This window comes from Streptomyces capitiformicae (assembly GCF_002214185.1).
GTDB classification, from domain to species: Bacteria; Actinomycetota; Actinomycetes; order Streptomycetales; family Streptomycetaceae; genus Streptomyces; species Streptomyces capitiformicae.
The window spans coordinates 69,551-89,655 of sequence record NZ_CP022161.1 but is presented as its reverse complement, the minus strand read 5'-3'; the positions used below and the strand labels follow the sequence as shown (position 1 = coordinate 89,655).

General features: G+C 71.6%; 15 protein-coding genes and 1 pseudogene. 6 read left to right on the top strand and 10 right to left on the bottom strand.

The window, feature by feature from the left end:
- Positions 1-26 precede the first annotated feature (26 nt).
- Together CES90_RS00300 and CES90_RS00295 are read left to right on the top strand one after the other, a co-directional pair.
- Positions 27-413: a hypothetical protein gene (locus CES90_RS00300; RefSeq protein ID WP_189782098.1), complete on the top strand. Its 387-nt coding sequence runs from the start codon at positions 27-29 to the stop codon at positions 411-413.
- Positions 410-1,253, top strand: a pseudogene (locus CES90_RS00295) (DUF1206 domain-containing protein). Before CES90_RS00300 ends, CES90_RS00295 begins: the two are co-directional and overlap by 4 nt.
- A gap of 31 nt (positions 1,254-1,284) precedes the next feature.
- On the opposite strand, the gene CES90_RS00290 reads toward CES90_RS00295, so the two are convergent.
- Positions 1,285-2,997 (bottom strand): cholesterol oxidase substrate-binding domain-containing protein, encoded by a 1,713-nt coding sequence (locus CES90_RS00290; protein WP_189782099.1) that lies wholly within the window; start codon positions 2,995-2,997, stop codon positions 1,285-1,287.
- A 149-nt stretch (positions 2,998-3,146) separates the two neighbouring features.
- Between CES90_RS00290 and CES90_RS00285 the strand changes: the two genes are divergently transcribed.
- Complete coding sequence (locus CES90_RS00285) at positions 3,147-3,638, top strand: DUF6328 family protein (RefSeq protein WP_189782100.1); 492 nt, start codon at positions 3,147-3,149, stop codon at positions 3,636-3,638.
- 65 nt (positions 3,639-3,703) lie between these two features.
- Positions 3,704-6,916 (top strand): amidohydrolase family protein, encoded by a 3,213-nt coding sequence (locus CES90_RS00280; RefSeq protein WP_189782101.1) that lies wholly within the window; start codon positions 3,704-3,706, stop codon positions 6,914-6,916.
- Between the two features lie 29 nt (positions 6,917-6,945).
- Here CES90_RS00280 and CES90_RS00275 read toward each other — a convergent pair whose 3' ends face one another.
- The 5 genes from CES90_RS00275 to CES90_RS00255 all read right to left on the bottom strand — a co-directional run bounded on the left by CES90_RS00275 (position 6,946) and on the right by CES90_RS00255 (position 12,892).
- A complete protein-coding gene (locus CES90_RS00275; protein ID WP_189782102.1) occupies positions 6,946-8,166 on the bottom strand; it encodes a 4-hydroxybenzoate 3-monooxygenase in 1,221 nt (406 codons plus the stop codon).
- 63 nt (positions 8,167-8,229) lie between these two features.
- Entirely contained in the window at positions 8,230-9,186 is a 957-nt protein-coding gene (locus CES90_RS00270) for a threonine/serine dehydratase (RefSeq protein ID WP_189782167.1), read from the bottom strand.
- Positions 9,187-9,388: 202 nt separating this feature from the next.
- Positions 9,389-10,849 (bottom strand): ATP-binding protein, encoded by a 1,461-nt coding sequence (locus CES90_RS00265; RefSeq protein WP_189782103.1) that lies wholly within the window; start codon positions 10,847-10,849, stop codon positions 9,389-9,391.
- A 19-nt stretch (positions 10,850-10,868) separates the two neighbouring features.
- The gene (locus CES90_RS00260; RefSeq protein WP_189782104.1) at positions 10,869-12,545 is read right to left on the bottom strand and encodes an FAD-dependent oxidoreductase; all 1,677 of its coding nucleotides are present in this window, start codon (positions 12,543-12,545) and stop codon (positions 10,869-10,871) included.
- The gene (locus tag CES90_RS00255) at positions 12,542-12,892 is read right to left on the bottom strand and encodes a VOC family protein (protein ID WP_189782105.1); all 351 of its coding nucleotides are present in this window, start codon (positions 12,890-12,892) and stop codon (positions 12,542-12,544) included. Before CES90_RS00255 ends, CES90_RS00260 begins: the two co-directional genes overlap by 4 nt.
- 61 nt (positions 12,893-12,953) lie before the next feature.
- Between CES90_RS00255 and CES90_RS00250 the strand changes: the two genes are divergently transcribed.
- Positions 12,954-13,826: a universal stress protein gene (locus CES90_RS00250; protein ID WP_189782106.1), complete on the top strand. Its 873-nt coding sequence runs from the start codon at positions 12,954-12,956 to the stop codon at positions 13,824-13,826.
- Positions 13,827-13,846: 20 nt separating this feature from the next.
- On the opposite strand, the gene CES90_RS00245 is transcribed toward CES90_RS00250, so the two are convergent.
- From CES90_RS00245 to CES90_RS00235, 3 genes are all read right to left on the bottom strand, one after another.
- Positions 13,847-15,094, bottom strand: a complete 1,248-nt coding sequence (locus tag CES90_RS00245) for a DUF4032 domain-containing protein (RefSeq protein ID WP_189782107.1) — start codon at positions 15,092-15,094, stop codon at positions 13,847-13,849.
- A gap of 179 nt (positions 15,095-15,273) precedes the next feature.
- Positions 15,274-15,696: a hypothetical protein gene (locus tag CES90_RS00240; protein WP_189782108.1), complete on the bottom strand. Its 423-nt coding sequence runs from the start codon at positions 15,694-15,696 to the stop codon at positions 15,274-15,276.
- A 59-nt stretch (positions 15,697-15,755) separates the two neighbouring features.
- On the bottom strand, positions 15,756-17,678 hold the full coding sequence (locus CES90_RS00235; protein ID WP_189782109.1) for an AMP-dependent synthetase/ligase: 1,923 nt from the start codon (positions 17,676-17,678) through the stop codon (positions 15,756-15,758).
- 328 nt (positions 17,679-18,006) lie between these two features.
- Between CES90_RS00235 and CES90_RS00230 the strand changes: the two genes are divergently transcribed.
- Positions 18,007-18,531: a hypothetical protein gene (locus CES90_RS00230; protein WP_189782110.1), complete on the top strand. Its 525-nt coding sequence runs from the start codon at positions 18,007-18,009 to the stop codon at positions 18,529-18,531.
- Positions 18,532-18,608: 77 nt separating this feature from the next.
- Here the strand turns inward: CES90_RS00230 and CES90_RS00225 are convergent, their stop codons facing one another.
- Positions 18,609-20,105, bottom strand: a complete 1,497-nt coding sequence (locus CES90_RS00225) for a tripartite tricarboxylate transporter permease (RefSeq protein ID WP_189782111.1) — start codon at positions 20,103-20,105, stop codon at positions 18,609-18,611.

Below are 20,105 nucleotides of genomic sequence, written 5' to 3'. Positions count from 1 at the left end.
TGCCGTCCACACCAGGGAGGACGCCCGTGACTCTGCCCCGACTGCCTGTGTCCCAGGTCGAGGTCGTGCTCTGCGACTGCTCCGCACAGGACGCCGAACGCGTCTTCGCCTGTCTGTGCGATCATTTCGAGTCGGACCGGCGCATCGACGACCCGCCACACGAGGTCGGCGACGACCGCCCGACCATGTGGACCGGCCACTACGACACGGTCGCCGTCCCCACCGCCGCCGAGGAACACGCCGAACCGCTGTCCGGCCCTGTCACCGTCGACGTACAGGGCAGCCCGCCCGCCGTACGGCTGCTGCGGGCGGTACTGGAGGAGGCGTACACCGTGCGCCAGGTGGGTGTGGACGCCGGTGACCAGGAGGTTCAGCTTCAGCTGCGGGTCGAGGGGCCACGAGGACGTCATTGATCGGGAACTCGGGGGCGGGCGGCCGCGCCGCGCGGCGGGCGGCGACGGAGAGCGCGGCCCGGGCGGGCCTGGCTGCGCGTGGCGTGATCTACCTGCTGGTCGGGGCGCTGGCCCTGCAGATCGCCTTCGGTGACAGCTCGGAACAGGCCGACCGCCAGGGCGCGCTGGCCGAGCTCGCGGAGCAGCCCCTGGGCTCGGTCATGCTGTGGGTCCTGGGTATCGGCCTCGTGGGCATGGCGCTGTGGCGGCTGTCGGAGGTCGTGTTCGGCAAGGCGGGCCCGGACGGCCGTAAGTGGACGAAGCGGTCCGCCTCCGCCGCCCGCTTCGTCTTCTACGCCTTCGTCGCCTACACCGTGCTGACCTTCGCGGCGGCAAACGGCAACGGCGAGGGCGGTGACGGGGGTGGTGGGGGCGGTGGTTCCGGCGACGAGCAGTCCCGGGACGTGACGGCCCGGGTTCTCGACCTCCCCGGCGGCCAGTGGATCCTGGGCGTGGCGGGGGCCGGCATCATCGTCGCGGGCGTGTGGATGGGCGTCCGGGCTCTGCTGCGCACGTTCCACAAGCGCCTCCGGCTCGGTGAGATGTCCCGCCGGACGCGCCGGATCGTCGACGTGACCGGGGTGATCGGCGGGCTCGCGCGCGGCCTGGTCTTCACCGTGGTGGGCGTCTTCGCCGTCCGGGCCGCGAGCGAGTACGAGCCGGACCAGGCCAAGGGCCTGGACGACACCCTCCGTACCTTCGCCGACACCCCCGCGGGCCCCGTGCTCCTCGCCTGCGTCGCGGCGGGCCTCGTCCTGTTCGGGCTGTTCTCCTTCGCCAACGCGGTGGCGGCGGGTCTGAGGTATCCGTGGTCACGGGGTGTGCGGTTCGCTCACGGGAACAGCCGGTCGAGGAAGGCGTTCCCGTACACCCCGTGCGGATCGAGCCGGTCCAGGATCTCCACAGCCCCGTCCCACCCCGGCCCCTCGCCGTCGTCGAAGGACGCCGGCACGACGGTGCCCAGCACTTCCTGGTCGCTCCAGGCGGCCTCGTCGGTGTAACCCCAGCCCTTGGACCACTCGACCCGGGTGAGGGCGTGGCCGCCGTCGTACGTCGTGAGCAGGAACCGCTCCAGTTCCCGGAAGAACGCCTCCGCGTCCGGTGTCCCCGGCAGCGTCAGCACGTCCAGCCACACCGCCGCGTCCCACTCGGGCCGGTCGGCGCGCGGCCGCAGCGCCGACAGCGAGGGGGCACGGGCCCCGGGCACCCCGACGTCCGCCGGATCGTCGAGGCCGCTCACCCGGATCTCGACGGAACCGTTGACGGGGAAGCGCCCCTGGGCGGCGTACGGGCTGAGCCGCTCCCGGTAGAAGGCGGCGAACTCGGAGACGACGCGCTGTACTTGGTCCCTCGAGGTGAGCACCGCGTACCCGTTCGCCGCCACCCGCAGCGTCGTCGGCTTGAGGTACAGCAGGGTGTTCTTCGACGGCCCCCAGATGTCCGCCGACAGCGTGGTCACCAGGCCCAGCGACGCCACACTCAGCTGCGCCTTGCCCAGTACCGGGGCCAGATACCAGGCGTCGTCCGACACCATCCGCCCGACGAGATCGGCGACGACGGGCGGCACATTGTCGGAGAAGGGGTAGTTGTACGGCGACGTCACGCGGCGGGAGGTCAGCGGGCGGGTCGGCGCCACGCTCCACACCTTCAGCCAGGGGACGTCGGTGAACGCGAACCAGATCGCCTCCAGTCGACCCGCCTCGTCCAGGAAGCTCTCGAAGGTACGGCCCTCGGTGCCCGGCGCGGCGAACAGCTCCGCGGCGGGAATGTCGGTCCGGCTCAGGCACCGCAGATGCGTGTTGGCCCCCACCCGGAGCACGAACTCGGTGACCAGCGCGCGGCCGACGTGCGTGAGCAGCGCGGCGCCGTCCGCGTCGTCGCGCGTGAACGTGCGCAGGACGTACGCGTCGCTGTCGGCGTCCCACACCACCGCCGTCAGCGACAGCACGAGATTGCTGAGCGAGCCGTAGGTGTGACCGGGCAGCCGTCTCTCCCCGGCGGCCGGGACGGCCGTGCCGTGGGCGTCGATGGCCAGGGCCCCGCCGATCGACAGGTCACCGGGCGCCGGACACGCCGTCACCCCGAGACCGCGGCCCTCCAGGAAGGTGAGCAGCGCCTCCAACGAGGCACCGGACCCGACCCGGACGGCGGCGGGGTCGGTGGATACGAGGGTCATGCCGGTCAGGTGCGTGGTCGTGTCGACGAGCAACACCGGTGCGCCGGACTCGGTCCCCGGTGTGATGGTCAGCGGTGACCAGCCGTGGGACAGACCGCGCGGACGGACCTTCCAGCCCTCTCGCCGGGCCCAGTTGACGACGGCCACCACCTGGTCCGCGTCGACGGGCGCGCACGCCCACAGGGCGGACGCGGTGACCTCCCCGCCCCAGTTGCGGTACGCGGACCGGTACAGCTCGACGCCCTCCGGGAAACCCGGCAGCTCGGCCGCGGCGGCGGCCGGGTCCTGGCGGACGAACTGCGGCGTGAGCGCGAGCGCGGCGGCGGAGAGCAGGAATCCCCGACGGGACGTGGCTGAAGATTCGGTCACGCAGTCACGCTAGGCCGGATATTGACACAAGCATCCGATACGCCAACTGGATTCACTCGTATAGGTGAAGTGGCTTTGTCTGTGGTGGGTTGTCGGGGTTGTGGCGCCATCCAGGGAAGGGGGCATCGACCGCGCCGGGAGGACGTGCCATGACCGAGGCGAACGACCACCGTGACCGAGGCCGTGACGAGACGGAGGAGGAGCGCGCCGACCGTCGATGGGGTGATCTCATCCAGGAGGTGCGGGTCGCCCAGACCGGGGTGCAGATCCTGTTCGGCTTCCTGCTGACCGTCGTCTTCACACCGCGCTACGAGCAGTTGCCGCAGACCGAGCAGACCATCTACATCGTGACGGTCGTCCTCGGCGCCGCCGCCACCGGCGCCCTTGTCGGACCGGTCTCCTTCCACCGCCTCGTCACCGGCCGACACATCAAACCGGCCACCGTGCGCTGGGCGGGTCGGATGACCGTCGTCGGCCTGATCCTGCTCCTCGCCACGATGACGGCGGCGCTGCTGCTCATCCTGAGGGTGGCGACCGATGACGAGTACGTGCCCTGGCTGGTGGCGTCCGTGCTCGTCTGGTACCTGCTCTGCTGGTTGGCGCTGCCGGCCTGGATCCGGTCCCGTCGCTCCGGCGGATGACATCCGCCGTTGGCGTGAACGGTGCTGTTGCCCCTGGGCTTCGTGATACGCCAGCGTGACATGTCATGGACCGTGACCAGAGCCGCCTCACTCCGTCCCTGACCCGCCGTCAACTCCTCGCCGCCACAGGGGCCGCAGCGGTCCTCGGCACCGCCACCACGACCGCCCCGGCCGTCGCCCGACCCCGCACGGCCCGCACCGGCCTCACCCTCACCTTCACCCGCGCCACCAACGGATCGGCGACCCTCGCCCCCACCGGCGACACGCTGATCGCCGAGATCCAGAGCGGGCTGTGGTCCCTGCCGCGCACCGGCGGCAAGGCGGTCCCCCTCACCCCGGCCGGTCTCGAACCGAACCGGCCCACCCACTCCCCGGACGGCGAACTCATCGCGTTCTGCGCCTACAAAGGCGGCGGCTTCCATCTGTGGACCATGCGCCCCGACGGCTCCGACCTGCGACAGCGCACCGACGGACCCTGGGACGACCGGGGACCGGCCTGGTCGCCCGACGGCACCCGGATCGCCTTCGGCTCCGAACGCGGCGGCGACCCCGGCGGTCCCCTCAACGCATGCCCGTACCGCATCCACGTCCTGAACCTGAGCACCGGCGACATCACCCGCGTCACCGGACTCCCCGGCCAGGACGGCCCTCTCCAGGACGGCAAGTGGGAGGACTTCGACCCCACCTGGTCACCGGACGGCACCCGACTGCTGTTCGTGCGCGCCAAGGTCACCACCACAACCACAGGCCCGAGCGTGGAGTCCCGGACCGTCGCCGCCGTGGCCGCCGACGGCACCGGCCAGGTGACCGTGGAGCACACCGAGACCGCCGCCGCACAGGTCATGACACCCGCCCTCGCCCCCGACGGCCGTCGCCTCGCCCACCTGCGCACCACCGGTTCACCGAACGGCTCCTGCACACTCGTCGTCGACGGCAAGCCCGTCCGGGTCGACGGAGACATCGCACCCGTGCCACCCCGCTGGACGGCGAACGGGCAACTCCTGCTCACCGTCGACGGGCAGTTCACCCTCGTGAACCCCGACGAACCCGCACGGCCCGAGGCCATCCCCTTCGAGGGCGTGCTCCCCGTGGACCGGCCGCGCTACCGGGTCAAAAAGTACGACCTCGGGGAGGCGCGCGTGCGGCCCGTGCGCGGCATCCACCTGCCCGCGCTGTCCCCCGATGGCCGCAGCATCGCTTTCGCCGCCCTCAACTCGCTGTGGCTGGCCGGTACTTCGGGCGGCCGCCCGCCGAAGCGACTGCGGAAGTCGCCGCCCACCCGCTACCTCCTCGCGCCCTCCTGGTCGCACGACGGACGATCCCTCGTCTACGCCGACGACCGCGACGGCCTGCTCGGCGTCTACCGGCACGATCTCGCCACCGGGAAGGAGACCGCCCTCGCCACCGGCGGCCGCGTCATGCCCGCCCTCTCGCCCGACGGGAAGCGGCTGGCCTGCCTCGACATGACCGGACGGCTCGTCGTACACGACCTGGCGAGCGGCGAGGAACGAGTCCTCGTGACGCCGCTGAACGGTGGTGGCATCCCCGGCAGACCGAGCTGGTCGCCCGACGGACGGTACCTCGCCCTGTGCGACCGCAACCGTCTCGGTGCCCGCTTCCGCGAGGGCTACAACCTCGTCCGGATCGTCGACGCGACGAGCGGCGCCGACCGACTGCACGCCGTCGCACCGCATACCTCGATCGCCGACCGCTACGACTCCGGGCCCGTCTGGTCGCCCGACGGCCGCTGGATGGCCGTGATCGTGGAGTCCGCGTTGTGCCTGCTGCCCGTCACCCCGGACGGCACCCCCCGCGGGGAACTCCGCACCCTCACCACCGAACCCGCCGACCACCCCACCTGGTCCGGCGACTCCAAGACCCTGCTCTACCTGTCCGGCACCCGGCTTCGCCTCATAGACATCTCCGGCGGCCACGCCCGCACCGTGCGCGTCCCGCTCGACCGCTCACGCCCCGCACCCGCCGATACGGTCGTCCACGCCGGCCGCCTCTGGGACGGCACCGGCGACACGGTCCGGGACGACGTCGACATCGTCGTACGAGACGGCCGGATCACCGCCGTGGAACCGCATCGGAGCACCCGCCGGGCGGCCCACGGCCACATCGACGCCTCCACGCACACCGTGCTCCCCGGCCTGTGGGACACCCACACCCACCCCTGGCAGAGCACCTACGGCAGCCGCCAGGCCACCGGGCAACTGACCTACGGCGTCACCACCGCCGTCTCCCTCGGCGGCTTCGCCTACGAACAGGTGCGCATCCGTGAGGAGGTGGCGTCCGGCAGGCTCGCCGGACCCCGGCTGCTCACCACCGGTGAACTCCTCGACGGCGCGCGGGTCGCGTACAGCATGGGACGCGCCCACCGGACCAGGGAAGGACTGCGGCGTTCGCTGGAGCGAGGCGCGGCGCTCGACTGGGACTTCGTCAAGACCTATGTCAGGGCGCCGAGTTGGGTCATGAGCGAGGCCGCCCGCTTCGCCCACGAACGGCTCGGCGTACGCACCGGAGGCCATCTGCTCTCACCCGGAGTCCAACTCGGCCAGGACCTGACGACCCATCTGCAGGCCACCCAGCGCGCCGAGTTCGGGCACGCGATCAGCACCGCCGGGCGTGCCCAGCAGGACGTCGTCGAGATCTACAGCGCGCAGGGCGTCGACTTCTCCCTCATCGCCACCCCCTTCACCGCCACACCCCTCCTCGGCGCGGACCCCTCCCTCGCCGACGACCCCCGGGTGAGCGTCGTCATGCCCCCGTGGGACGCCGCCACCGTACGGGAGTCCGCGGGCGTCCCGCCGACTCCCGCCCAACTCGCCACGCTCCGCACCGAGATCGACATCTACCGACGGATCCTGGCGGCGGGCGGCCTCATCGCCCTCGGCACCGACCAGCCCCTCGGCCCCGTCGGGCTCTTCCTGCACCTCGCCCTGCGCGCCCTGCACGACGGCGGACTCACTCCGGCCGAGACCCTGCGCACCGCGACCGTCATGCCGGCCCGGCTGTTCGGCCTCGACGACCATCTCGGCACCGTCGAGACCGGCAAGCTCGCCGACCTGACCGTCGTCGACGGCGACCCTTTCACGGACTTCGCCGACCTGGTCCGTACGGTCTCCGTTCTCAGGGGCGGAATCCCTTACACCACCGAGGAGCTGGTGGCCGCGTACCAGCCGTCGGCGCGGCGCGCGGAAGCCGCCGAGGCCGAGGAGGACTGGCTGGAGGTGGGTCGGCTGATGCGGCGGGACGGGTGCTGCGACGGCCACTGAGGTTCTTCCAAGAGCATGGCGGCCGGGGTCTAGTGGTCGGTGTCCTTGCCGATGAACAGCTCCGCGAAAGTCGCCGCGGCCGCCGGGGAGTCGAGGACACGGCGCAGCCGGGCGGTCGCGGAGCCCGCCCGGAAGGCGTCGCCGGACGACGGCCCGTGCAGCAGCTCGGCCAGCCACTGCGAGAACTCCTGGTAGTGCCAGACTCGGCGCAGACAAGCGTCCGAGTACCCGCGCAGCCCGCTGTCGTCGCCCTTGCCGACGTACGCGATCAGCGCGTCCGCGAGGAGCAGGGCGTCGTGCAGGGCGAGGTTCATGCCCTTGGCGGCGATCGGCGCGACGAGATGGGCGGCGTCGCCCGCGAGGTACAGCCGGCCGTACCTCATCGGCTCGGTGACGTAGTTGTGCATGTCGAGCACCCGCTTCTCGATCAGCGGGCCCTCGGTGAGTGGCCGCGTCCCCGGCACCGCCAGCCGGGCGTGCAGTTCGGACCACACCCGCTCGTCCGGCCAGTTCACCGGGTCGTCGCCGGCCGGGACCTCCAGGTAGTAGCGGGTGACCTCCGGGCTGCGCGCCATGTGGCCGGCGAAACCCCGCGGATGCACGCCGAGTATCACGCAGTCCGACGACGGCGGTGCCTCGGCGAGCAGCGCGAGCCAGCCCACGCCGTGGTCGTGCCGGGCGACCGTGGCGTGCTCCGGCGGCAGGGCGGTCCTCGTCACGCCGCGCGCCCCGTCGCATCCGGCGACGAACTCGCAGTGCAGCAGCCGTCGTTCGCCTGTCTCCGGGTTCGTGTACGACACCGAAGGCCGCTCGCTGTCGAGGTCGTGCGGCTCCACGTCGCGTACGCCGAAGCGGATGTCACCGCCCCGGACGTCCGCGTACTCCCGGACCAGGTCCGTCACCAGGAGGGGCTGCGGGTACACGTAGTGGTGGTGCCCCGTCAGCTCCGTGTACGGGAACCGCCGACGCTCCCCGCCGAAGCGGAACTCGAACTCGGTGTGCGTCGGTGCCTGTTCCACGATCCGGTCGCCCAGGCCGCGCCGCTCCAGCGCACGCACCGCCCACTCCTCCAGGAACCCGGCGCGCGGCCGCCGCTCGATGAACTCCCGGCTCTCGGTCTCCAGCACCACACAGTCCACGGAGGCGGCCCGCAGGATGTTGCCGACGGTCAGCCCGGCCGGTCCCGCGCCGACGATGACGACGGGGGTGCGCTCGGCAGGGGAGGAGGTGGGGGACGTGGGGGCGGTCATTCGAGCATTATGCCGGGAGGGCAAGGCCGTTGAGGCGAGGAGAACACCGGGTTCCTGAGGCCGCTACAGGTCGAATCGCCGCGCCCACTCCATGATGTCCGCCGTGGTGGCGTTGCCCCCGCACACCACCAGGCCCAGCCGGGCCCCGTCGCCGACCCGCTCCACGACCTGCCGGGCCGCGGGCAGCAGACATCCGGCGGCCGGCTCCGCCCACACCTTGGCGTGCTCGGCGAGATCGAGGACGCCCCGTACGGCCTCGGCGTCCGAGACCACGAGGATGTCCTCGACCAGGGCGGACACGTGGTCGTACGTGAGCTGTGAGACGGCAGGCGGGCTGAGCGTGGTGACGATGGAGGAGAGATCGACCGTGACGGGGCCGCCCGCCGCCAGCGCCTCCGCCATGGTGGTGGCGCCCTCGGTCTCGACGCCCCAGACGCGGACGTCCGGGCGCAGTGCCTTGAAGGCGACCGCGACACCGGCGATCAGGCCGCCGCCTCCGATACTGACGACGATGTCCGTCAGTTCGGCGGCGTCCTCGGCGAATTCCAGGCCGACCGTGCCCTGTCCGGCGATCACCAGCGCGTCGTCGAAGGGGTGGACGAGAGTGAGGCCCTCCGCGCGGAGCCGTTCGGTGAGCGCGAACGCCTCCGCCATGCCGTCGGTGAGGCGCAGCGACGCGCCGGTCTCCTCGACGAGGTCGGCGGCCCGCCTGGGGGCGGTCCTGGACATCACCACGGTCGCCTTGATGTGGAGGGCGGCCGCCATGTGCGCCAGCGCGATGCCGTGGTTGCCGCCGCTGACCGCCACGACGCCGGCCGCCCGCTCGGCGTCCGTCAGCGTGAGCAGCTTCGCGGTGGCGCCGCGGGCCTTGAAGGAGCCGGTGCGCTGGAGCAGTTCGAGCTTGGTGGTGACCGGGGTGCCGAGGAACTCGGAGAGTCCTGGGCTGTGGATGGTCGGCGTCCGTACGACATGCCCTCCGATCCGCTCGGCTGCCTCCCGGATGTCGGAGATCCCGATCAACACACCCACCCCGTTTCGCGTTCCATGATTCCTGGACATCAGTATCGTCCTCGCCCCCGCCGGAGAGCTCGGGAGGTTGCGGATGCGGGGCGTCTGCAGGCTTGGTGTGGTTGCTCGCGCAGTGCCCCGCGCCCCTTCAGGGGCACGGGCTGTATCGGGGAGGAACGGGTAGGGGCGGCGGGGGCGAAAACATGGCCGGGAGCTACCGCAGGGGCTCGTGGTCCGGTGTGGGGGCCGTCAGGGGCAGGAAGACCTGGAAGCGGGTGTCGCCGGGGCGGGAGTGGACCTCGATGTGCCCGTGGTGTTTGTTGACGATGATGCGCCAGGAGATGTCGAGGCCGAGCCCGGTGCCCTGACCGACCGGCTTGGTGGTGAAGAAGGGGTCGAAGATGCGGCCCCGGATGTCGGCCGGGATCCCCGGCCCCGTGTCGCGGAACTCGACCAGCAGCCGGTCGCGGTGGTCGAGCGCCGTGCGGACGGTCAGCGTGCCTTCCCCGCCCGCCTCACCGATCGCCGCCACCGCGTTGTCGATCAGGTTCGTCCACACCTGGTTCAGCTCACCGGGGTAGGCGGGGATCCGCGGCAGCGTACGGGCGTACTCCTTCACCACCCGCACGCGGTCGCCGATCTTCCCGGACAGCATCAGCAGGGTGCTGTCGAGGAGTTCGTGCACGTCGGCGTTCTGGTAGGGGGCGCGGTCGAGCTGCGAGTACTGTTTCGCCGCGTCGACCAGCTGACTGACGCGCGTCGTGGAGTCCTCGATCTCGTTCATCAACAGCTCGGTCTCGACCGTGTAGTTGAGCCAGCGGACGGCCCCTTCGAGGGTGTGCTCGTCCACGGCGGCCGCGACTTGGTCCAGCCAGTCGGTGCCGAGGCCGGCCTGGACGAAGTTCGGCGCGAGTTGCCAGCCGCCCGTGATGCCGTGGGCGTCGAGCCAGTCGGTGAGCTCGTCCTCCCGGTCGGCGGCCTCCAGCGGGCTGAGCGGGGTGGCCTTGGAGACCTGTTCGGCCGTCCGCTCCTGGATCTCGACCAGCGACTCCAGCATGGCGCGCTTGTACGGCCCGGCGGCGATGGCGCCGAGCTTGTGCCGCATCCCGGCCACGCGTTCGCGCAGCGCGGAGGTGGCCCGTACGGCCGCCGCGGCGGGGTTGTTGAGCTCGTGGGTGAGCCCGGCGGACAGGGAGCCGAGGGCCAGCAGGCGCTCGCGCTGGTTGATGGCCCGCTGGGTGTTCTGATTGCCGAAGAACAGGCCCTCCAGCAGGTGCACGGCCATGGGGAACCAGTCACGCATGATGGCGGCGAAGGCGGGCGCGGGCAGCACGAAGAACCGCGAGGGCACGGTCACACGCAGGGAGCCCTTGTAGCGCGCCTCGTCCTGCCTGTCGCCCAGATACGCCTGGAAGGCGCCCGCGTACAGCCCGCGCTGTGAGCTGCGGTTGACCTCCACGTCGTCATCGCCGACGCGCCGGGACATCACGACCGTGCCTTCCAGGAGCACGAAGAAGCAGGTGGCGGGCTCGCCCTCCTGGTAGACGGTGCCGGGCTCGAACCGCTCCACCCGGCCTTCGCGGCACAGCCGGTCCAGCTGCTCGGGGTCCAGCTGCTCGAACAGGAACAGCGTGCCCAGCTCAGCCCGGTCGCACGGCATCGGCTGTCCGCTCATGACAGTCCCCTGACGGCCTTCATGACTGTTCCAGGTACCTGTGCACCAACATCACGGCCATCGCTCCCTCTCCCACCGCGGACGCGACCCGCTTGGCGGACTCCGCTCGCGCGTCCCCGGCCACGAACACACCGGGCACATTGGTCTCCAGGTGGTACGGCGGCCGGTCCAGTTCCCAGTCCGCCGGTGGCTGTCCGTCGCCGGTCATGTCGGGCCCGGTCAGGATGAACCCGTGCTCGTCGCGGAGCACGGCCCCCTCCAGCCAGTCGGTCAGCGGCTGGGCTCCGATGAACACGAACAGCCACTGGGCGTCGACGAGTTCCTCGCGCCCGCTCGCCAGGTCCTTCAGGGTCAGCTGCTCCAGTTGCTTCGTACCGTGCGCGGCCTCGACGACCGTGCCGGTGCGCACGAAGATGTTGGGCGCGCCGGCGAGCTGCTGGATGAGGTAGTGCGACATGGACGCCGTCAGCGAGTCACCGCGCACCAGAAGCGTCACCGACTTGGCGCCGCGGGCCAGGTACATCGCGGCCTGGCCCGCCGAGTTGGCGCCGCCCACGATGTACACGTCGTGCCCCTGGCAGGCGGGGGCCTCGGTGAGGGCGGAGCCGTAGAACACACCGCAGCCCGTGAGGTCCGCGCAGCCCGGCGCGTCGAGCTGCCGGTACGACACCCCGGTCGCGAGGATCACGCTGTGCGCGGCGACCGCCGAACCGTCGGAGAACCGGACGGTCCGCGCCGCCCCGTTCACCTCCAGGCCGCTCACCTCGCGCGCGGTGAGGATCTCCGCGCCGAACCGGGTGGCCTGCCGCCGGGCCCGGCCGGTGAGCTGGGCCCCGGACACCCCGTCGGGGAACCCGAGATAGTTCTCGATCCGGGAGCTCTGCCCGGCCTGACCGCCCGTCGCCGACCGCTCGACCAGCAGCGTCCGCAGCCCCTCCGATGCCCCGTAGACGGCCGCGCCGAGCCCGGCCGGCCCGCCGCCGATGACGACGAGGTCGTAGAAAACCGAGGCCGGTGTCGTCGCGAGTCCCACCCGCTCGGCCAGCTCCGGGTCCTCCGGCTCGACCAGCGGCGTGCCGTCCGGGGTGACGACCAGCGGCAGCCGCCGCCCGTCCTCACCTGCCGCCGAGAGCAGCCGCCGTCCCTCCGGCTCGTCGGACGAGAACCAGCGGTACGGCACCTGGTTGCGCGCCAGGAACTCCCGTACGCCCGACGACCTCGCCGACCACCGGTGGCCGACCACCTTGGTGATGCCGACACAGCTCCGATCGGCGGCCCGCCAGGCCTGGAGCAGGTCGTCCAGGACCGGATAGAGCTTCTCCTCGGGCGGGTCCCAGGGCTTGAGCAGATAGTGGTCGAGGTCGATGACGTTGATCGCGTCGATCGCCGCGCTCGTGTCGGCGTACGCGGTGAGCAGGACCCGCCGCGCCCCCGGATACACGTCCAGCGCCTGTTCCAGGAACTCGACGCCGTTCATCTGCGGCATCCGGTAGTCGGCCAGGACCACCGCCACCTGGTCCCCGCGCAGTTTCAGCTCCCGCAGCGCCTCCAGGGCCGCCTGCCCGGACTCCGCCCGCACGATCCGGTACGACTCGCCGTACTTGCGCCTGAGGTCCCGGGCCACCGCACGGGACACCCCGGGATCGTCATCCACGGTGAGGATCACGTTCCGCGCCGGACCGACAGCCCGAGTCATGCGGCTCGCACCCCGAGCACGCAGAACTCGTTGCCCTCCGGGTCCAGGAGCGTGACCCACGGGTACTCGGCCTCGGCGTCCGCGTGCCGGGCGCCGAGGCCGAGGAGGCGGGTGACCTCGGCCCGCTGGTCGTCGGGGCGGAAGTCGAAGTGGAGGCGGTTCTTGCGGTCCTTGGTCTCCGGGACCCGGACGAAGAGCAGGCCCGGCATGCGGTCCGGGGCCGGCCGGATCTCGTACTCCTCGGGGGAGTCGTCGACCACCACCCAGCCCAGCGCCTCGGCCCACCAGCGGCCGAGGGCCACCGGGTCCGACGAGTCCACGATGACTTGTTCCCACCTCAAGGTCATAACGGGCAGGGTAGTGAAGACTTGGCATGTCAGCCATGACGCTTATGCAGAGAGGTGGCCGATGACGACGCGCCCGATCACCGCCGGAGTGGACGGTACGTCCGAGAGCCTCGCCGCGCTGGCGTGGGCCGGCCGGGAGGCCGTACGGCGTGGGCTGCCGCTGCGGGTGGTGCACGCCTGGCAGTGGCAGCCGCACGAGGCGATCACCGTGGACCGGGACGGACAGGCGCAGTGGGCCCGTGAGGCCCTCGCGGAGGCGGCGCGGGGCGTCGCCGAACGGCACCCGGAGCTGGAGGTGACGACGGAGCTGGTGGAGGGGCCTCCCGTCGAGTCGCTGGTCGGTGTCGCGGAGCACGCCGAGACGCTGGTGCTCGGCTCGCGCGGCCACGGCGCCGTCGTCGGCTTCCTCCTGGGCTCCGTCGGGCAGCAGGTGCTCGTCGAGTCCCCGCGTCCCGTCGTGTTCGTGCGCGCCGAGGACAGTCCCGCCGCCGAGGCCGCCGGGCGGGAGGTCGTCGTGGGCCAGCACGGCACACCGGAGGACAGCGCCGACGTGCTGCGGTTCGCGTTCGAGACCGCCGCGGCACGTGGCGCCGCCCTGCGCGCGGTCCGGGCCTGGACGCTGCCGCCGCTGTACGCGTACAGCCCAGGCTCGCTGAGGCTCCTCGACGAGGCGGGCGGGCTGGAGCCGTACGAGAAGAACGCCCTGGCGGCGGCGGTCCAGCCGTGGCGGGAGCGGTTCCCCGATGTGCCGGTGACCCAGCACGTCGAGATGGGCAGCGCCGGTCAGGTGCTGCTGTCCGTGGCCGGGCGGGCCCAGCTGATGGTGGTCGGGCGCCGCGCCCATCGCAGGGCCGTGGGCGCCCGTATCGGCTCGGTCGCCCACGGCGTCCTGCACCACGCGCACTGCCCGGTGGCGGTCGTCCCGCACGAGTGAGCCGTACGCGGAGCCTTGTGTCACATGGGGGTGACGTCGTCCACCGTGGGCGGCAGCACCGCCAGGGCCTTCGGCAGGACGTTGTCGATGTAGTCCTTGACCGCCATGTCCAGGCCGATGTCGTGCTGCGCCCGCTCGGACAGATACCAGCGGTGTTCGAGGAGCTGGTGGTAGATCTCCGCCGGGTCCATGGAGCCGCGCTGCTCCAGCGGCACGGCCCGTACGGTAGGGCGGAACACCTCCCGCACCCAGCGGTGGGCGAGCACCTCGGGCCGGGCGCCGAGCGGGTCGCCCGGGGCGTAGTCGTCCTGGGTGGCCATCCAGCTCTCCAGGTCGGTCAGCAGCCGCCGGGCCTGGTTCTCCTCCGTGTCCAGGCCGGTCAGCCGCAGCAACTGCCGCTGGTGGTGGCCCGCGTCGACGACCTTGGGCACGAAGGTCACCGTGTCACCGTTGCTGGAGTGCTCGATCTGCATCTCGGCCACATCGAAGCCGAGGTCGTTCAGACGGCGGATCCGGCGCTCGATGTAGTGGTACTTACCGGCCGGGTACACGGATGTGCGCGTCAGCTCCTCCCACAGCTTGAGGTAGCGCGCGCAGATCTCGTTGCCGAAGTCGATCGGGTCCACCGAGGGGTGCAGCGCCCCGGACGCCTCCAGGTCCAGCAGCTCTCCGCTGATGTTCACCCGGGCCAGATCCAGGTCGTACTCGCGTTGCCCGACGCTCAGTTGCGGGTGCAGGTCGCCGGTCTCGGCGTCCACGAGGTAGGCGGCGTACGCCCCCGCGTCCCGCCGGAACAGGGTGTTGGACAGCGAGCAGTCGCCCCACGCGAAGCCGGCGAGGTGCAGCCGCACCAGCAGTACGGCCAGCGCGTCCATCAGACGGTGCATGGTGGCCGGGCGCATGGTCGTCTCGAACATCGAGCGGTACGGCATCGAACCGCCCAGGTGCCGGGTGATCAGCACGGACTCCAGCGGCCCGCCGCTCTCGTCGGTGCGGCCGGTGACCACGCCGAGGGCGTCCACGGCGGGGATGCCCAGCCGGTCCAGGTCGCGCAGCAGCTCGTACTCGCGCAGGGCGGGCCGTTCGGCGAGCTCCTTGACGGCGACGACCTCGTCGCCTGCGCGGGCGTAACGCACCACGTGACGGGAGATGCCGCGGGGGAGCGGCACGAGGTGGTGCTCGGGCCACTCCTCCAGGGGCAGGTGCCAGGGCAGTTCGAGGAGCAGCGCGGGGTGTTCCGGGTTGGTGGCGCTGATCTGCAGTGCCATGGGTCCTCTGCCTTCGTCTCACGGTCGTGCGGGTGCCAGGGCCTGTCGTCACATTCCCGTCTGCCTCGGGCGACGAGGGGAATGTGACGACAGGCCCTGGGGCGGGCGGTCTCCCGCCGCTGCCTGGAGCATCTCCGCATCCGGCGGATCGTTTCGTCAACCAGAGGACCGACCTGTGGTCAGGCGGGCGCCGCCACCGGCTCCTGCTTCGGCCGCCTGATCGCGGACCGGACGTTCCAGGCCCCCACGCCCAGACACAGCAGTCCGGTCGCGCCCGGGTACAACCACACGCTGTAGTCCTGCTCGACGGCCGTGGTCGACGTCTCGTCGTCGACCACGACGGGCACCAGCCCGGTGGGCTTGGTCGCGAACGTGGTGTCCACCTCGACCTTGGGGATGACGAACGAGTTGTCGTCGGCCCGGAAGGATCCGCCGCACTTCCACTCGTCGTCGCCGCGCGACTCGGACACCTCGCACTGCGCGGCCATGAACTGCCCGGGTACTCCCGTCAGTTGGGTTTCGAGGCGCAGCACCGCAGCACCGAGGAGAAACACCCCGCCGCCCAGCGCCACCACCGTGGTCAGCGCCTTTCTCGGCCCCATACGCGTCACTGAAATAGCCCCCCTGTTCGATTGGTCGAAGTCGGGGGCAGCGTAGTCGATCAGCGGGGCCGGGTGCGGCGGAATACGTCGTCGGAGTCGTCCCACCCCGCGAGGTCCTCCTGCACGGTTTGGCGGCCGGCCCGCGCCGTCGCGTACATCGCCTCGATCTCGGCCGCGTACTGCCGCACGATGGTGTCGCGGCGCAGCTTCATCGACGGCGTCAGCATGCCGTTGGCGAGGTCGAAGGGCACGGGGAGGATACGGAAGACCCGGATGGACTCCGAGCGGGACACCGTGCTGTTGGCCCCGGCGATCGCCCGCAGCACCTCCTGCCGCAGCGCGTTCTCCTCCCGGGCCTCCCGGCCCAGCAGCTCGTTCGTGTTCGAGGCGCTCAGCGCACCCCGCCAGTGGGCGAGGAACTCCGGGTCCAGCGTGATCAGCGCGCCCACACAGGGCCGGTTGTCGCCCACGACCACCGCCTGGTGGATCAGCGGATGCATCCGCAGCTGCTCCTCCAGCGGCGCCGGGGCCACGCCCTTGCCGCCGCTGGTGATGATGATCTCCTTCTTGCGGCCGGTGATCGACAGATATCCCTCGGAGTCCAGCCGCCCGATGTCCCCGGTGGCGAGCCAGCCGTCCTGGAGCGCCTCACGGGTGCCCGCCTCGTCGTTGACGTAACCGTGGAACACGGACGGCCCGTTGACCAGGATCTCCCCGTCCCGCGCCACCCGGATCTCCGTGCCCGGCAGCGGACGCCCCACGGTGCCGAACTTCTCCCGGCCCACCGGCTGCGCGGTGATGCCCCCGGAGGTCTCGGTGAGGCCGTACCCGTCGTGGACGAGGATGCCGATGCCGGCGTAGAACAGCGTGAGGTCGCGGTTGAGCGGGGAGCCGCCGGAACAGCCGCCGCGGACCCGCCCGCCGAGCGCCGCCCGCAGCTTGCGGTACACGGTCTTCTCGTAGAAGGCGTGCTGGAGCTTCAGGTCCATGCCGGGGCCGGGGCCCGCGGTCAGGCGCTGCCGCTCGGCGGCGAGGGCGTAGTCCTGCGCGGTGCGCACCGCGCGCTCGAACAGGGCGCCGCGGCCCGCCTGCTGGGCCTTGCGCAGGAAGTTCTTGTAGATCTTCTCGAAGACATAGGGCACACCGAAGAGAAACGTGGGCCTGAAGGACAGCAGCGCGGCGGACAGCGCCTCCTCGGTCAACTCCGGCTCGTGCGCCAGGAGCAGCCCGCCGCGCAGGCACATCCCCTGGATCATGAGGCCGTAGACATGCGAGAACGGAAGGAAGGCGAGGATCGCCGGCTGTTGCCCGGGCGCCGCCGCGGTGTGCCGCCAGCCGGCGAGCAGCACGTCGCAGGGGCTGGCCAGGCCGCGATGGGACAGCGCGCACCCCCGGGGATGGCCGGTCGTGCCGGACGTGTACGCGATCACCGCGGTGGAGTCCGGCATGACGATGCGGCGCAGCGAGTCCACCGTCGCGTCCGGCACGTCCCGGCCCGCCTCCACGAGTCGCGCGAGGGAGCCGTCGTCCATCTGCCAGACGTGACGCAGCAGCGGCAGCTGGGCGCAGACCGAGCCGACCGTCATCACGCCCTGCTCGTCCTCGACGACCACGCCCACACAGGCCGCGTCCCGCAGGATCCACTCGACCTGGTCGCGGGAGGACGTCGGATAGATCGGCACGATCTCGGCACCAACCGACCACAGGGCGAAACCGAGCACCGTCCACTCGTAGCGGGTGCGCGCCATGACGGCCACCCGGTTGCCGGGCCGGATCCCGGACGCCACCAACCCCTTGGCGAGATCCACCACTTCGTCCCGCACCTCGGCCGCGCTCACTTGGGTCCAGGTGTCCGGGGCGGACGCGTCTCGGCGCGCGATCTGGGGCAGCGCGGGATCACGGTGCGCCGTCTCGAAGAGCGCGTCGGCGAGGCCCCCGGCCATGACTCGTGCCACCGGTGGAGCGATGCCGAAGTTGCTCATCCGCCACCCCGAACCTTCCCTGCGCGCGATTTCGCCGATGGTGCGGTAACCGGCGGTGATCGAACGTAGCGTACGGCGTCGAAACCCGTGCGGTGAATCGACAAGTCTCCGCCACGTGGCAGCCGCCGCACATCCGCTCCGTGGGCCGTGAACGTGATGTGCGGCACGTACCCGACGCCGTCCGCCGCCCCGTCGCGGGAATCGTCGCTGCACACGGCTTGATCACCGCTGACCGGCGGTAATGGCCCGGATCCGGTACGTCCGGCGGGTGTGGCACTGTGGTCCGCGCGAGCGCGGGAGAGGTCCCGCCGATCTGGAGAGGTGGACGGTGCGCGAGCCCAACGTGATCGGGGACTGGCAGGAGTACGACGGTGATCTGGCCGGCCTGCGTGTGCGCGTCCACGGGGTGGAGTGCGCGGAACCCCCGCGGGGACGCGACGACGCCGCCGAGGGCATGACGTACTTCCGGTTCCGGGTGACGGTGGAGAACCGGGGCACCGACCATGTCGGCCTCCACCTGGAGGACGGGCAACTCGACATCCGCACCGGCCCCGACGGCGAGAGCGCCTTCCTCGACTGGCGCAGCTCCCGGTTCATCGAGGGCTTCGACCTCTACCCCCTGCGCCGCGCCACCGCCGTCCTGTACGCCGCCGCCCCCGAGTCCCTTCTCTTCCAGCTCGACATCCAGGTCCAGCTGCGGGCCGACGAGGAGTGGGCCGAGCGGCATCTGTGGTCGGGCGGCATCGGCGTGGACGAGGATCTCCTCGACCCGGCCGGCGGCACCGGCCGGGAGGGCCTCGCCGGCCAGATCAGCGCGTTCCTGCACGAGGAGGCGGAGCGCGGCGCCGGCTGAGGAGCCATGGCCCTTCTGGTGGGCCCTGGTGGTCCGACCGGCGCGGTTCGTTCCGCGGCTCCTTCCGCGGCGCCGGTTCATGCGTCGACGGTGCGGCCGCGGGTGACCAGCCGCTTCAGCAGCGGCCACGCCAGCAGCACGACGATGATCGCGTACACCGTCACCGCGAACGGCGTGTTGACCAGGCCGGTGACGCTGCCGTCGCTGATCTGCAGGGCACGCCGCAGCTGTTGCTCGGCGTTCGGGCCGAGGATCACACCGATCACGGCCGGCAGCACGGGCAGGCCGTAGCGGCGCATGCCGAAGCCGATCAGGCCGATGACCAGCAGGATCACCAGGTCGATCACCTCACCGCCGACCGCGTACGCCCCGACCGCGGCGAAGAAGAGGATGCCCGCGTAGAGATACGGCCGCGGAATGCGCAGCAGCTTCGCCCACAGCGGCGCCAGCGGGAGGTTCAGGGCGAGCAGCAGGACCATGCCGACGAAGAGGGAGGCGATCAGGCCCCACACCAGGTCGGGTTCGCGCTCGAAGAGCAGGGGACCCGGCTGGATGCCGTACTGCTGGAAGGCGGCCAGCATGACCGCCGCGACCGCCGTGGTGGGCAGGCCGAGCGTCAGCATGGACACGAGGGTGCCCGCCGCCGAGGCCGAGGCCGCCGACTCCGGCCCCGCCACCCCCTCGATCGCGCCCTTGCCCCACTCGTCCTTGTGCTTCGACAGCCGTTTCTCGGTGACGTACGACAGGAAGGTGGGAATCTCGGCGCCGCCCGCCGGGATCGCGCCGAACGGGAAGCCGATGAACGGGCCCCGCACCCAGGACTTCCAGGTCCGCTTCACATCGCCCCGGCCGAGCCACGGCAGGCCCACCGGGATCGGCTCGGCCGGCCTGCGCCGCAGATGGGCGGCGACCCACAGGGCCTCGCCGATGGCGAACAGCCCGACCGCGACGATCACCACGTCGATGCCGTCGGTGAGTTGCAGCGAGCCGAAGGTCAGGCGCTGCTGCCCGGTCATCTGGTCCAGGCCCACCAGACCGATCGTCAGGCCGATGAGCAGGGAGGCGAGACCCCGGATCCGGGACGAGCCCAGGACGGACGTCACGGCGATGAACGCCAGCACCATGATCGCGAAGTAGTCCGGCGCGCCGATGTCCACCGCCAGCTCCGCCACCGTCGGCGCCAGCGCGACCAGCAGCAGCGTGCCGACCATGCCGCCCGCGAAGTGCCCGATGGCGGCGGCCGCGAGCGCCTGCGCGCCACGCCCCGACTTCGCCATCGGGTTGCCCTCCATCGCCGCGACCACGGCGGCGCTCTCCCCGGGGGTGTTGAGGAGGATCGAGGTGGTGGAGCCGCCGAACATCGCGCCGTAGTAGATGCCCGCGAACATGATGAACGCGCCGATGGGATCGAGCCCGTACGTCACCGGCAGCAGCAGCGCGACCGCCATCGCCGGACCGATGCCGGGCAGCACCCCGATCGCCGTGCCGAGCAGGACACCGATCGCCGCCCACAGCAGGTTGACGGGGGTGAGAGCCGTACCGAAGCCGTCCAGAAGGGAGTTGAGGGCGTCCAT